This window comes from Cytobacillus sp. IB215665 (assembly GCF_033963835.1).
In the GTDB taxonomy this organism is placed as follows: domain Bacteria; phylum Bacillota; class Bacilli; order Bacillales; family SM2101; genus Nanhaiella.
Map to the genome: position 1 here is coordinate 1 of NZ_JAXBME010000035.1, position 14683 is coordinate 14683.

Genomic DNA, 14683 nt, shown 5'->3' on the forward strand with positions numbered 1-14683 from the left:
TGGTAGCACTCCTAGAAGTATTGCCTTCACTTCTAACTAAACATATTTACTCTTGAGTTTCCTAAAATCTTCATTATCTTTAATGGTAATCAGTCTAAATTCCAATTTTAATTATTGTTCAACAACTCTCCTCATATTATGGTAATAATAATAATTTTGAAGAGGTGATTTGGTGGCTACTGTTGTTATTGATGTGAGCACTCATAGAGTTATCGTTACTTTGTTACCAGCAGGCATTTCAGGTGTTTCTGTCACGCCAGATGGTAAGCTGGCTTATGTTACAAATCTTGATGATGATATTGTATCAGTTATTGATGTGAAAACTCTTAAAGTGGTTGCTACTATTCTGATTGAGCAAGGTCCAATTGATGTCGCCTTCACACCTGATGGAAAACTCGCTTACGTGATTAATAGTGCCTCTGAACAAGGTAATACTGTTACAGTCATCGATGTGAAAACTCATAGCATCATTGCTACTATTATGGTTGGCCTCAACCCAAATGTTGTCGCCTTCACACCTGATGGCAAAATCGCTTACGTGATTAATAGTGCCTCTAAACAAAGTAATACTGTTACAGTCATCGATGTGAAAACTCATAGTGTCATTGCTACTGTTATGGTTGGGCAAGCTCCATTTGATGTCGCCTTTACACCAGACGGAAAAATCGCTTATGCCACTAATAATGGATCTTCTAGCCAATCAGATAATACAGTATCTGTGATTGATGTGAAAACTCATAGTGTCATTGCTACTGTTATGGTTGGGCAAGCTCCTTTCAATGTCGCCTTCACGCCAGATGGGAAACTCGCTTATGTCACTAATGCATTTAATGCCACAGTATCAGTCATCGATGTTAAAACTCATAGCGTCATTACTACTGTTATGGTTGGGCAAGTACCATTTGATGTCACCTTCACGCCAGATGGGAAACTCGCTTATGTCACTAATGCATTTAATGCCACAGTATCAGTCATCGATGTTAAAACTCATAGCGTCATTGCTACTGTTCAAGTTGGGAAAGGTCCATTTGATGTCGCCTTCACACCTGATGGGAAAATCGCTTATGTTACTAATGAAGATGATGTTAAAATATCAGTCATCGATGTGAAAACTCATAGTGTGATTGCTACTATTCCTATAGATCTCCAATTAGGAAGGATTGCTTTCACGCCCGATGGAAAATTGGCTTTTGTAGCAGAATTAACATAAACAATCTAATTAATTTTTAGTAACCACAATACAAAATCAGTTTTATAAGCTAAAATCATCCACAGCTTCATCCACAAGGTCTTGACTAATACCGATATACCTCAAGGTAACAGAAGGGTGACTGTGGTTAAATATTTCTTGAAGTAAAGCTATATCCTTATATTTCTTGTTAAAGAAGTATCCGAACGTCTTTCGCGTTGAATGACATCCACACTCAGACACCCCAACCTCTTTTGCTGCTTCATTTAGAATTTTCCATGCTTGTGATCTTTTAATATGATTGGAGCCACGTAATGACTTTAATAAATAATCATTGTCATTCAAGATGATGGTGTATTTGTTTATTCCTGTTACAGGTCACCTTTTTCTTCGTTTACCAATCAATGAAGTACATGCATTAATCTTGTTACTTCTGTATTAAATCCCATATAAAAAGTCAGCCTCTCAGCTGACTTCCTACAGTTATGCATACAATTTTTCCTCTTCTTTTCTAAAAAAACTTTTCATCGCATGGAATACATCAGCTTTTTGTTTTAAAATATAGTACCTGAACTTTTCATCTTTTATATTTTTATAAGCTGACATTAATGTGGAGTGACGGTTATACTGATTCACTTCACCATACCCGAAAATATTTGATATCTCCATAAGCTCTTTCACATGCTTAACACATCTCGCGTTATCGGAAGTAAGATTATCTCCATCTGAAAAATGAAATGGATAAATGTTGTATAGAGCCGGGTTATATTTATTATCAATTACTTCAAGTGCTTTACGGTAAACTGAAGAACAAATTGTTCCTCCACTCTCTCCTTTCGAAAAGAAATCCTCTTCAGAAACAACTTTTGCTTCTGTATGGTGGGCAATGAATACTAATTCAACTGTTTCATATTTAGTCCTCAAAAAACGGGTCATCCAGAAGAAAAAGCTACGAGCCATATACTTTTCCCAAATTCCCATACTTCCACTCGTATCCATCATTGCAATGACAACCGCTTTTGACTCATGTTTTATAACTTCATTCCATGTTTTATATTTTATATCTTCTCGATATATAGGATGAAAACTTGGATTACCTTGCATTGCATTTCTTTTATAGGCGGAGAGCATCGTTCTTCTTTTATCAATGTTTCCAGTTAGACCAGTCCGTCTTATGTCATTAAATTCTATTTTATCAATAACAATTTCATCTTGATCTTTTTGCTTTAAGTTAGGAAGCTCTAACTCTTTAAATAGCGCTTGTTCTAATTCCATTAAAGAAACTTCTGCTTCGTAATAATCCTCTCCTGGCTGATCACCAGCCCCTTGCCCTTTACCTGCACCTTTTTTGGAAGGTGTACCATCACGTGCAATTACATCACCAATTTTACTCTCTCCATCTCCTTGACCAGTATGCTTATTCTTATCATAATTGTATCGAATTTTATATTCATCTAATGAACGAATTGGGATTTTTATTACTTCCCGTCCATTTGACATGACAATACTTTCTTCTGTTATTAAATCTGGCAAATTGTTACGAATTGCTTCTTGTACTTTTTCTTGATGCCTTTGCTGGTCATCATGTCCTTTACGATGGAGGGACCAATCTTCACGTGAAACCACAAACGATCGCACATTTTTTGCTGACATTGTTAATCCCCCTATTTAATTTTTTAACAATCTGAAAAATCCATTCACAAAATTCGCATTGCCTGCATAACGTATCATAGTGCTTTTTTTCTCATTAGAAAGGTTGGTTACTCTATCATATGCAGTAAGGATGAATTATTGACAAATATTTCAGCTAAATAGGTACATATCTATTAAAATTAGACAAGTCCTGCAAATCGTGTTTAAAGGAAGTAAGAGAAAAACGTTGATATAGCTTGCATACTTATAATTACTGAATGTAAAAAGAGAAGAAAAAATGTTTAAACTTGTATAATTTAGCAGGATTAATGAGTTTAGCCAAAGAATATATGAATCATTAGAAACTGATTGAATATTCAGTTAATAATAATCATTCAGTTTCTTTTTTATATATACATTTATATTTAGGGGGGATTAAATGAATGCATTTAAATTACTGGTAACTGATCTTGGAAAGTTAACTAGTAAAAAGGGGATGTTATTATCTGTCATCCTTGTACTTCTCGTTCCTATTGTTTACGTAGCCATCCTACTTTCATCTACATGGGGACCATATGATTATATGTCAAATTTACCTGTTGCTGTCGTCAATAAGGACAAAGGTGCCATGTCAGGTGATGAGCCTATTAATATTGGTGAAGAATTAGTCGCTGATATGAAGCAAAGCATGACACTGGGCTTTCACTTTGTTAATGAAGAATTAGCTCATAAAGGGTTAACAAATCAAGATTATTACATGGTTATTGAAATTCCTGAAGATTTCTCTCAAAGAATTACAACAGTACTAACTGAGAGCCCTAGGGTACCTGAACTCCTTTATTACCAAAATGAAGGCTTGAACTTTACAGCTGCTCAAGTAACAAGTGGAGCTACAGAAAAAATTCGGGAGCAACTCGGGAATAAAATAACTGAGATTTATACACAAAGTCTTTTTGCGCAGCTTGGTGAAATATCAAGTGGTTTTGAATCTGCTGCAGAAGGCTCAGATCAATTATATTCTGGTTCAATGGAATTACGTGAAGGAACAGGGTCAATGCTATCTTCTTTACAACAAAAAGCTCCAGAAATTAATCAATTAGCTGCTGGTTCACAAGAGCTTGAAGCCGGTACACAGCAATTGTTAACATCTTTAATTTCAAAGCAGGGAAGTATTGATGAATTAGCTAGTGGATCAAAGGACCTTGAAGACGCGATAGGATTATTACTAACTACAATTAAACAGGGCTCTGCGCAGATCGATGTATTAGCTGAGGGTGGAGAAATGTTAGCAAATGGTAGTCAAGAGCTTGCAGATTATACTCCACAAATCCTCCAAGGGTTAAATGATGCATATAACGGAAGTGTGAGTTTAAATAGTGGTATGGAACTACTTGCACCTGGAAGTCAGGAAGTCGCTAATGGTATCAATGGTATTATTGCAGGAACAAAAGATTTAGCAGAAAATATGCAAACTCTACTTACTCTCCTAGAAGCTTACAATGCCACTCATAATCTTAATTCTGATGAAAACTTCACAACTATACTAGCACTAAGTAACGGAATATCAGCAGGCATTAATGAATTGGTGAATGACACCCAAACTAAGCTGAAGCCTGGAGCTGATCTAGTTGCTCAAGGACTAGACGAAGCTGCACCAAGTGTAAAACAATTAGAGGCAGGACTTGGTGAGTTAATAATTGGTCAAGAAGCAGTAAATAATGGTGTTTTAGATTTAGATGCAGGAGCTAAACAAATTGCCGATGGAACAGCTATTGTAAGTTCATCTTGGAGTTCAATAATAAATAACTTATCTTCTATTCATAGTGGAGCTTCAATGATTAGGATAGGCAACAATGATGTTAATACTGGATGGAAAACACTAACAGAAGGTACAACTATCATTAATAGTAATATGCAACTACTTAATGAAGGTAATCAAAGCGTACAATCAGGTTGGGACGATTTAACAAACGGTGTATTACAACTAGATGCGGGTGCTGGCCAAATTGAAGAGGGCAGCAAGGAGCTAGCATTAGGACTTGAAGAAGGTGCTCAACAAACTACTAGCATCAATGCTTCGGATAAAAATATTGCAATGTTTTCATCACCTGTGCAACTTGTTGAAGAGAAAGTAAGCGGCTTCGAATACTACCGTGATTCTACTGCTCCATATATCATATCTCTTGCGCTTTTTGTAGGTATCTTAATGATGTCTTTCATCATAGACTTTAAAAAGCCATCTGAGCCAGAGCTACCAACATCAGCCATAAGCTTGTTTGCTAGTAAATTTATGACGTTGACATTATTTTCAGTAGTCCAGGGATTATTAGTTTCCATCGTTACGATACTATTCTTACAGCTGAATGTAGTAAACGTTGTCTCATTCATATTATTTACTATATTCGTTAGTTTAACATTCATGACGATTATCTTCTTCCTTGTATCTCTTGCTGGAAATGTTGGACGTTTCCTAGCGTTTGTTTTTATCGTTCTTCAGTTATCAATAACTGGCGCTAACCTACCTATTGATATGTTACCAGAGAATTTACGAAATTTGAGTGAACTCCTCCCATTAACATATACAAATGCTGGATTTAAGTCTATTATTTCACTTAATGATACTGGCTTCATATGGTCAAACACTTCAGTTTTACTCATTTACTTTGTGATTTTCTCAGTGCTTACATTAAGTACATTTTTATTTGGTACAAAAAAGCTTGCGCATGATCAAAGTTTGTCTGCGTAAATAAAAAGATTAAATTTAAAAATCATGTAAAAAACTTTAAGATTCGGGTCTAGACACTCAAATCTTAAAGTTTTTTCATTTGGCATTATTTACATTGCTTGTTGCTTGAAATTCCTTTTCATTAAAAAGGTTAATAATATATATGTAGCTACAATAGATTAATAAATCTCTCATTTTATCAAATTACCGTTCCATTTTTATCTACGAGAGCAAAAGAATCCCTGGGATATGATGTTCTTTCTGTTGAACTCTATTTCAGGTTCTATCTGTTGGATAATCCTATCTACATCATTGACTGAGGCCGATACTTCATGCTTATTTGACAAAACAAAAATACCACGTTAATAGCTTTCGATTGGAAGGATAATCAAACTATTTAAAAACTTATACTTATTAATTTTTGAACATTTTATGACATTTTAATTAAATACAAGACTAAATACCTATTAGTTATGTATAATTTTCCATTGTTGTGTGTAGATACAAGAAAGAAGGGGTAAAGATAAGACAATTAGTTGAAGAAATAGAATTTATCGAGGGTGTCGTACGTGCTATTTTAGTTTGTGACACAACTCAAGATCATTGGCTTTTAGAACATAAAAAAGAATTTCATTATGTAGCTACTTCTAACCAATCAATAATAAAGGAACTAGTTAATAAAAGTGACTATGTTCCTGTATGCATCATAGATTCTAAAATAATTGCAGACCTAAACTCCTATGGAAAAAGTTCTATGTTAACAATAGACTGGTGCTTAGAAAGGGTCAAGTTTCTGCTTCAAACAGGTAAGAAATTATCAAAGCAAGTGTACAATTATTAGAAAGGTTTCATAATTGTTTCGTAAGTATATATAGCAGATCATTCCATTTTGAAATTAGAGAGTGATAGGGGAAACTCCCTCTCACCTTTTTAGATGATTATCCAGCATTTATCCAGTAGCAAAATCCGCCGCAAAACATCCAGTAATGAATCTATTCAATTACTTCAAATATTACGCAGGTTTCAATGAACTCGTTCAAATACCTTAAATACATTCTATTTCATCTAAATTATTGAGTCGGGGGCTAGCCCCACGAAATCTAGCTTTATACAAGTAGCCACTATGTTAGGTTAAGATGTTATTACCACACTGCTATGTCATTTTCAATGATGTACTTTTATCATTCATAATTAACGGTTATCTAACCATATAGTTTCTACTATGGGGATAATCGTTGATTACGTTTTTCATTAATATTGATTAGAAAAGAAATTCTTTCGGACTATCGTTAGTAAACCTGCTATCACCTTAACTTTGGTATAAAGAAGTTCAATATATAGCACCCTGTGAATTTATTGTTCGTAGTCAGTGGTGAAGTTAAATCGTTCATAACCATGAGTAAACAAGTAGTAATTCAGTTAATGCCATTAATACATGTTATCAGGTTAGATAAATGTCTCCGCAATAGTATTAGGAAAAACTACTTTATAAGGAAATGATTGTGTTTACATCCACCAATTTTACATGTACATATCAACTTATCATTTACTATAATTAAATAAGAAGATGGATTGGTAAGCCACCTTCCTAAAAACATGTCAAAATTTATGTCAAAACTTTTTCTGATTTCATACACCCTAAGTACAGTGCGTCATGTCCCTGATGAAACTGTACTTAGGTCTACATACCTTAAAGTTCCTCTCACTATGCCATATTTTAAGTGCGTTAAGTTTTATATTAGAAGCTTATAAATATTTCTCTTAATATTTTCCTCTTTGTGTATACTATTGAAATAAGATTTACATTAAAGCTACTTAAATATTGTCCACCTTAACGTATGGATTTATTATTCAAAATAAAACGTAAAATTCAATAATGAATTTTACGTTTTATTTAAGTCATTTATCTATTTAACAAGCTACCAACATAACGCAGTAATTCATTTGCTGATGTAGAATTATAGCCATGTTCATCAACTAACCTTGCAACAACTTCGTTAATCTTCTTCAATTGTTGTTCATCTGGTGTTTTCGTTGATGTTGTTATTTTGACTACATCTTTTAAGTCTGCAAATAATTTCTTCTGAATAGCTTCACGTAAACGTTCATGAGAATTATATTCAAATCTTTTCCCTTTGCGAGCATACGCAGAAATTCGAATGAGAATTTCTTCTCTGAAAGCTTTTTTAGCATTTTCCGAAATGCCAATTTGCTCTTCGATTGAACGCATTAGCTTTTCATCTGGATTCATTTCTTCACCCGTTAATGGGTCTCGAAGTTTATTTTTATTACAATACGCTTCAACATTATCTAAATAATTATCCATCAGCGTCTTAGCTGATTCCTCATATGAATAAACAAAGGCTTTTTGTACTTCTTTTTTCGCTATTTCGTCATATTCTTTGCGAGCAATAGAGATATAATTTAAAAACTTCTCACGTTCTTCGCTTGATATCGATGGATGCTGATCTAAGCCTTCTTTTAAGGACCTAAGAACATCCAATGCATTAATAGCTGGCACTTCTTTTCTAATAATTGTTGATGATATTCGATTGATTACATACCTCGGATCAATCCCACTCATTCCTTCATCTGGATACTCTTTCTTCAATTCTTCCACATCTATAGGGTTAAAGCCTTCCACTGATTCTCCATCATACAACCGCATTTTTTTAACTAAATCAATATCATTTTTTTTCGGTTCCTTAAGCCTTGTTAAGATTGTAAACATTGCAGCTACACGTAAAGTATGCGGTGCAATATGAACGTTAGCAACATCGCTCTCTCTAATCATTTTTGTATAAATATGCTCTTCCTCAGAAACCTTTAAATTGTATGGTACAGGCATAACAATAATACGAGAATGTAAGGCTTCATTTTTCTTATTAGAAATAAATGACCTATACTCAGTTTCGTTCGTATGTGCAACAATTAATTCATCTGCACTTATTAGTGCAAAACGACCAGCCTTGAAGTTTCCTTCTTGTGTAAGAGATAATAAATGCCATAAAAATTTCTCATCACACTTCAGCATTTCTTGAAATTCCATCATTCCTCTGTTTGCTTTATTTAACTCCCCATCAAACCTATATGCCCGAGGGTCTGATTCTGAGCCAAATTCAGCTATTGTCGAAAAATCAATACTTCCAGTTAAATCAGCTATATCTTGTGATTTCGGATCAGAAGGACTAAATGTTCCAATACCAGTACGCTTATCTTCAGAAAAGAATATTCGTTCCACTAATACATTTTCAATTTGACCACCGTATTCTTCTTCCAATCTCATCATATTAAGGGGCGATAAGTTCCCTTCGACTCTAATTCCATATTCATCAAAAAAATCTTCCCTAAGATGATGCGGAATCAGGTGTAGTGGGTCTTCATGCATCGGGCACCCTTTAATTGCATAAATTGCTCCTCGGTCAGTATGAGAATATGCTTCAAGCCCTCTTTTCAAAATGGTTACTAGTGTTGATTTCCCTCCACTTACAGGACCCATTAATAATAATATACGTTTACGGACATCTAGACGTTTTGCTGAAGGATGAAAATATTCTTCTACTAGTCTCTCCAATGCTTCTTCTAAACCGAATAATTTATGACTAAAAAATCTATAATGTTTACTTCCATTTACATCTTCTATTCCTGCATCTTTAATCATATTGTACACTCTAGAGTGAGCAGATTGTGCTACATATGGTTTTTCTTTTAAAATATCTAAATAATCCGCGAAGGTACCTTCCCATTTAAGCCGCTGTTCTTCCTCTCTGTACGTTTCAATTTTCTTTAAAATATCCATAAAGGACCTCCTCAAAATTTCATGTACCATGATTAATATACTGTATGCGAGGATAACCTATAGCATGATTAATAAACGATAATTAGGCTAATATATCAGTAAGAAGTCCTTTATAAAGCATTTTATAAATTGGACTGATTAATCATACTTTTCATTCACACATCTTGTCTGATAAGTTATAATAAAAATATCGTAAGTTTATAGGCACATTTATAGTACTGAAGGAGGATATACTAATGCGTTTAGTTCTAATTTTACTTGTGATGGTTGCTTTTTTATCAGCAATATTTACAGCGGGGTATGATGATAAACCAGGTGCTAAAAATTAATTTTTTTGAAAGGACCTTTTACAATACCTTTCAAGTTTAATTAAAAGACTCTTTTCGTAAATGAACTGAAACAGCTAAGTATTTATGAAAAGATACGTTCGAATGTTATATGTATACGTACCAAAGTCTATGTTCGTAAAATCAGCCAATTAAAAAATGACCTCCACAACATTACTGTGAAGGTCATTTTTTATTTGTTACGACAAGCCTGGATATTCTTGCTGACGTAATGCTTCATACACAAGAATTGCTGCTGTATTCGATAAGTTTAATGAACGTACATTATCATTCATAGGTAAACGTAAACAATAGTCCATGTTGTTTTTAATTATTTCATCTGGTAAACCATTCGTTTCACGACCAAACACAAAAAAATGATCAGTATCTTGACCACTATAGTCAAAGTCTGTATGTGCCTTTTTACCGAATTTCGTAATAAAATAAAAGTGTCCATTTTCATGCTTATCAAAAATTTCTTGTAATGAGTCGTAATAATGAATATTTACGAATTGCCAATAGTCTAGTCCGGCCCGACGAAGCATCTTGTCATCAGTTGAAAACCCTAATGGGCGGATTAAATGTAATGTCGTATCAGTTGCAGCACATGTGCGAGCAATATTCCCTGTATTAGCTGGTATTTCTGGTTGATATAGTACAACATGTATTCCCAAAATTATCTCACCTCAAACATAAAATTCTATATTATTATACCAAAATTTTAAAAAATCAGCTGTCTCCAACAATATGAAAAAATTTATATTTAATATTAGGGGTATAAGCAGTAGAGTCCTCATATGACCAGTATCTCATTCTACTATTCTCCGTATGTGCATTAACCAAAGGATAACTTTCTTTGTCTTTTGCAACTACTATCGTCGTATGATCGAATTTTCCATCACCCTCAAAATCGTAGCATATAATATCTCCTTGTGATAAATCCTTTGCAGATTCAACTTCAACTGCACGTAAACCTGCATTTGCACCGGATAAATACCATCTTAATGAATGTGCTACAGACCAACTATAGCTCCAACTATTCCCCGCCATCCACCACCCATTTGAACGATTAGGATATCCAACTAAAGGAGCTCCACCTGCATGCAAACATTGTGAAACAAAATTTGTACAATCTACTTCAAATTTTTTATACTTTACATTATAACTGTTCCACCAAGTTTCAGCATATCGAACAGCTTCTAGCCGATCATATTGAAATGTTTTTCTCGTTGCATCAGAATGATTTCTATCCAAAGGTACATGTTCTTGCTTACTTACAAAATTGTTATCTTCAAAATCATTAATAAGTTCATTTAACAGAAAGGAAGCAATTCTATGTTCACAAATTTCTTCAATGTAAAAAAAATCTCCCTGTTTCATCAAACTTCTATAGTGTAAGACATAATTAATACTCGTACTGCCAGCAATTTGTTTTTTTCCAAGTATTTTTCCTTTAACATTACATTTTAACACTTCTACTGATCTCTTATTACAAAGAGCTTGTTTTCTTTTGAGAGCTTGTTGTTCTCTTTCACTAAGAACATTGAATTTCGTGCTGTTTTTATTTACATAGCAGTCAATTCTATCTTTCACTAATAAATGAATGCTCCGTTTCAAATAATCACCACCTATAAGCCTTCATTACTACCATATGTGGTGAAGTATAAATTATTAGCCAGATAACAAAAAAGTAAAAGACTGCATTAATTATGAAAGAGAATAAAATAATTTTTCGTATTCATTTAAAACATCTGGATCATTCTCTTGTTCTTTAGTTTTATTAAGTTGTGACAAAATATCATGTTTTGCGATTTTTCCTAATGCCCATACAGCAGTCCCACGTATTACAGGACGGGGATCATCAGTAACTAACTTTAATAAATCAGGAATTGCAGATTCATCCTTAAAATGTGCCAATGCAATGATAGCATTTCTCTGAATTGGTTTTTTCCCTCTCCAAGATCCAGAAACGTGCCCAAACTTTTCCTTAAACTCTCTATTACTCATATTTAATAATGGCTTTAATAACGGTTTTGCAATTTCTGGATCAGGTTCCATTTCAGCATGGACATGAAAATCCTTCCCTTTATTTTCTGGACATACCATTTGGCAAGTATCACAACCATATAAACGGTTGCCAATCTTCACACGATACTCTTCAGCTAAAAATCCTTTTGTTTGGGTTAAGAAAGCAATACATTTCGATGAATCCAGCTGGCCACCTTGAACTAATGCTCCAGTCGGACATGCTTCTACACACTTATTACAAGATCCACAGCGCTCTTCTATTGGTTGATCGGGTTCAAATGGAATATTTGTTATTAATTCACCTAGATAAACAAATGAACCAAACTCAGGTGTTATAATTGCACAGTTCTTCCCACTCCAGCCAATTCCTGCTCGCTCAGCTACTGCACGGTCAGATAATTCTCCTGTATCTACCATAGACTTACACTCTACATTAGGTACCCTTTCTTTAATAAAGCTTTCTAACTTGAACAAACGCTCCCTTAAAATATAGTGATAATCTTTACCCCATGAAGCTCTACAAAAAATTCCTCTACGCTCCATTTTAGTGCTTCTAGGTGTCTTTTTCATCTTTGAGGGGTAGGCCAATGCAATTGAAATGATCGATTTAGCCTTCGGTAATAATAAATGAGGGTTAGTTCTTTTTTCAATGTCACTTTCTTCAAATCCCGATTGGAATCCAAGCGCTTGCTGCTCATATAACCGATCCTTTAAATGTGAAAAAACGTTTGTACTTGCAAAACCAATTTTGTCTATTCCTATCTTGTGTGCATATTGTATAACTTCTTCTTTTAAAACTTGGATATCCATACCAAATACCTCCTTTTTATTTTCTAGTATTTATATGTTTTCCAAATCACATCTTATCAAATAATAGTAGCTCATTTTTTTATAAGAATCACATTATTTTAATATAAAATAAAAACGCAATGCTTCGTTTTCTTTAAACGAAACACTGCGTTGTGATCATATGTATTGGAGCGGGTGATGAGAATCGAACTCACGACATCAGCTTGGAAGGCTGAGGTTTTACCACTAAACTACACCCGCATATAAAGTTTTTCCATCCGCTAAATGTCCGTTGTGTAAGACTCATTAACTGGGACAAATATTATCTTATCAGCTTATGTCGAATTATGCAATAGTGTATTCGAAAAAAGTTATAATTTATTTTCGTCCATTTTTACCCATTAGGCAACTCTCTAGAAAACCACATATCTTTTCACATCATATTTGTCCACTACAATATCCAATCCTTCGTCTGAATAAGTCCTTTAATATTAAGAACCCTTGCTATTAATCCTATGCATCAACATCACTCAAATAGAATACTCACACTTTGAAATAACAATGTTAACTCTGTGTGAAATATGAGTATTTAGCCTCTTTTCGTGGTGAACAGACAGTTTATCTGCTCAATTAAGAATGGACTATTTCCATTATCACATCAAAACTTTCAGCATACACTGGAACATATGATTAAAAGGAGGTACGTACGATGGTATTGGCTTATGTAGCAAATAGAGGTGCAAACGATAATATATCAGTCATTGATACGAAAATGCACACCGTAATTGCAACGATATCAGTTGGTGATACACCAAACTTTATCGCATTTACACCAGATGGACAAATTGCTTATGTCACAAATACGGGAGATAATAGCGTAGCAGTAATCGATGTTAAGACCCATTCTGTTATGACAACTATAGATGTAGGATTGTCTCCATTAGGAATAGCGATTACAGCAGATGGAAAGATTGCTTATGTCGCAAACAGTGATAATACTAGTGACGCTGTATCAGTCATTGATACGAAGACTTATTCTGTTATCGCAACGGTTACTGTCGGACAAGAACCACAAAATGTAGCTATTTCACCTGATGATAAAACTGCGTATATTACAAACTTTAGCTCCAACAGTGTTTCGGTTATCGATATAAATACGCATTCGATAATTGCAACAGTGAATGTTGACGGAAGTCCAGATGATATCAAGTTTACTCCAGATGGCAAACTTGCTTATGTGACTAATAACAACGGGAATGAACTATCAACTGTTTCAGTCATCGATACGAAAACTTATTCAGTTATTGCCACTATTCCAGTAGGAATTAGACCTTTTGTATTAGCTATTGATCCGAACGGAAAACTTGCTTACATCGCAAACTTCAACTCAGAAAGCGTATCGGTTATAGATACGAAAACTCATTCAGTCATTGCAACAATAACCGTAGAACGTAATCCAGGATCATTAGCAGTTACGCCAGACGGGAAACTTCTTTATGTGACGAGCGGAAATTCTAATAATGTGTCAGTTATAGATACAAAAACTCATTCGGTAATTGCTAGTGTTCCCGTCTTAAGTACTTCATATTTAGTAAGGTTTACACCAGATGGAAAATTCGCCTATATAAATGCAGGTCGAATAAAAGTCGTTGATGTAAAAACACACTCAGTTATTGCTACTGTTCCAACAATTGGTACTATAACTGATATAGCATTCACACCAACTTAACAAACGATATATAAATACTCGTAATCTGAATAACATCCCCATCTCAATTATCAATTTCTAAACTGTGGTTAAATCGTTTATATTAATTATGTGTTAGCGTGTTAGTGTCTTTAATAATCCCACTGTGCCATCAAATCGAGGAAGTCAGAAGGTATCGCCCCCTAAGTCTTTCAAAAATGAAAGTAATATAAAGCCCCCTATGCGTAAGACCTTTAGTACCGAGATCAGTACAATGAAACATAAAAAGACGATGAACTCAGTAAGAGTCATCGTCTGAATGTATGTATATTAACTTTCTTTTACAATACCGGTGGTCGGGGTCGAACCGACACTCCCGAAGGAACACGATTTTGAGTCGTGCGCGTCTGCCAATTCCGCCACACCGGCAAATACTACTATAATAATAAATGGTGCCGAGGGCCGGACTTGAACCGGCACGGTAGTCACCTACCGCAGGATTTTAAGT

Annotated in this window: 9 protein-coding genes and 2 tRNA genes; 3 read left to right on the plus strand and 8 right to left on the minus strand. The window is 34.5% G+C overall.

What is annotated here, in order from left to right; all coding sequences use genetic code 11:
- Positions 1-172: 172 nt before the first annotated feature.
- Positions 173-1210, plus strand: a complete 1038-nt coding sequence (locus tag SLH52_RS23020) for a beta-propeller fold lactonase family protein (RefSeq protein WP_320211538.1) — start codon at positions 173-175, stop codon at positions 1208-1210.
- 42 nt (positions 1211-1252) lie between these two features.
- On the opposite strand, the gene SLH52_RS23025 is transcribed toward SLH52_RS23020, so the two are convergent.
- Together SLH52_RS23025 and yhbH are read right to left on the minus strand one after the other, a co-directional pair.
- Positions 1253-1534 (minus strand): tyrosine-type recombinase/integrase, encoded by a 282-nt coding sequence (locus tag SLH52_RS23025; protein WP_320211539.1) that lies wholly within the window; start codon positions 1532-1534, stop codon positions 1253-1255.
- A 138-nt stretch (positions 1535-1672) separates the two neighbouring features.
- Positions 1673-2842 carry a sporulation protein YhbH gene (gene yhbH, locus SLH52_RS23030; RefSeq protein ID WP_214484326.1) on the minus strand — a complete coding sequence of 390 codons (1170 nt, stop codon included), beginning with the start codon at positions 2840-2842 and terminating at the stop codon, positions 1673-1675.
- A 418-nt stretch (positions 2843-3260) separates the two neighbouring features.
- On the opposite strand from yhbH, the gene SLH52_RS23035 reads away from it, so the two are divergent.
- Entirely contained in the window at positions 3261-5567 is a 2307-nt protein-coding gene (locus SLH52_RS23035) for a YhgE/Pip domain-containing protein (protein ID WP_320211540.1), read from the plus strand.
- A 1882-nt stretch (positions 5568-7449) separates the two neighbouring features.
- Here SLH52_RS23035 and SLH52_RS23040 read toward each other — a convergent pair.
- The 5 genes from SLH52_RS23040 to SLH52_RS23060 form a co-directional block, all read right to left on the minus strand.
- Positions 7450-9345, minus strand: coding sequence for a PrkA family serine protein kinase (locus SLH52_RS23040; protein WP_320211541.1), 1896 nt, complete (start codon positions 9343-9345; stop codon positions 7450-7452).
- 526 nt (positions 9346-9871) lie between these two features.
- Positions 9872-10345, minus strand: coding sequence for a tRNA (uridine(34)/cytosine(34)/5-carboxymethylaminomethyluridine(34)-2'-O)-methyltransferase TrmL (gene trmL, locus SLH52_RS23045; RefSeq protein ID WP_320211542.1), 474 nt, complete (start codon positions 10343-10345; stop codon positions 9872-9874).
- Positions 10346-10400: 55 nt separating this feature from the next.
- On the minus strand, positions 10401-11288 hold the full coding sequence (locus SLH52_RS23050) for an amidase domain-containing protein (RefSeq protein ID WP_320211543.1): 888 nt from the start codon (positions 11286-11288) through the stop codon (positions 10401-10403).
- A gap of 90 nt (positions 11289-11378) precedes the next feature.
- The gene (gene queG, locus SLH52_RS23055) at positions 11379-12509 is read right to left on the minus strand and encodes a tRNA epoxyqueuosine(34) reductase QueG (protein ID WP_320211544.1); all 1131 of its coding nucleotides are present in this window, start codon (positions 12507-12509) and stop codon (positions 11379-11381) included.
- Positions 12510-12675: 166 nt separating this feature from the next.
- Positions 12676-12749 (minus strand) — tRNA-Gly (locus SLH52_RS23060).
- Positions 12750-13197: 448 nt separating this feature from the next.
- Between SLH52_RS23060 and SLH52_RS23065 the strand changes: the two genes are divergently transcribed.
- Positions 13198-14217 carry a beta-propeller fold lactonase family protein gene (locus SLH52_RS23065; protein WP_320211545.1) on the plus strand — a complete coding sequence of 340 codons (1020 nt, stop codon included), beginning with the start codon at positions 13198-13200 and terminating at the stop codon, positions 14215-14217.
- 305 nt (positions 14218-14522) lie between these two features.
- On the opposite strand, the gene SLH52_RS23070 is transcribed toward SLH52_RS23065, so the two are convergent.
- A tRNA-Leu gene (locus SLH52_RS23070) sits at positions 14523-14604 on the minus strand.
- Positions 14605-14683: the final 79 nt, after the last annotated feature.

Bases quoted from the DNA above. Each gene is read 5' to 3' on its own strand.
- yhbH (WP_214484326.1), bottom strand. From the start codon at position 2,842: ATGTCAGCAAAAAATGTGCGATCGTTTGTGGTTTCACGTGAAGATTGG.
- SLH52_RS23035 (WP_320211540.1), top strand. From the start codon at position 3,261: ATGAATGCATTTAAATTACTGGTAACTGATCTTGGAAAGTTAACTAGT.
- SLH52_RS23040 (WP_320211541.1), bottom strand. From the start codon at position 9,345: ATGGATATTTTAAAGAAAATTGAAACGTACAGAGAGGAAGAACAGCGG.
- queG (WP_320211544.1), bottom strand. From the start codon at position 12,509: ATGGATATCCAAGTTTTAAAAGAAGAAGTTATACAATATGCACACAAG.
- SLH52_RS23065 (WP_320211545.1), top strand. From the start codon at position 13,198: ATGGTATTGGCTTATGTAGCAAATAGAGGTGCAAACGATAATATATCA.